This is a genomic window from Lamprobacter sp. (genome assembly GCF_034860625.1).
In the GTDB taxonomy this organism is placed as follows: Bacteria; Pseudomonadota; Gammaproteobacteria; order Chromatiales; family Chromatiaceae; genus Lamprobacter.
Window position 1 is genome coordinate 1 of record NZ_JAYESN010000747.1, and the last position, 537, is coordinate 537.

1 protein-coding gene is annotated in these 537 nt (G+C 51.6%); it reads left to right on the top strand.

Going from position 1 to position 537, the window contains the following annotated elements:
* Positions 1–39: 39 nt before the first annotated feature.
* On the top strand, positions 40–537 hold a 498-nt coding region (locus tag VBE63_RS31115), incomplete at its 3' end, for a tyrosine-type recombinase/integrase (protein WP_323686796.1).

Here is a 537-nt window from a genome sequence, read left to right on the forward strand (position 1 = left end):
GCGAACGCGAAAAAGCCACGGGCATCATCAAAGGCTCCGATGGTCTTATCGAGAAATGAGGTGCGGGCGTTACTGAAAGAAATGACCGGCGTGCCAGGATTAATGGCGAGAATCCTGTATGGAACCGGTATGCAGTTGATGGAGTGTGTGCGGTTACGTTTGATCGATGTGGATCTGGAGAAAAAACAAATTACCGTCCGTGACAGAAAAGGCGAGAAGGATAGGGAGATACCATTACCAGAACGTCTCTGTGAACCACTCAATGCACAAATAGAAGATGTGGCAAAGCAACACCAGGAAGACCGTTCGAGCGGTATCGGTGCAGTGACACTGCCGTCATCCATTGCAAAGGAGTGGCCAGATGCTGCTTACGAATTAGGTTGGCAGTATCTCTTCCCGAGTGGACGCCTTTCAAGGGATTCTTTCTCCGGGCATGTCGGGCGTACGCATCTCCATGCTGCAACATTGCAACGGTCACTCAGGGTTGCAGGTGAGAATGCTGGGATTGATACGCGGATTAGTGCCCAGGCGCTCCGT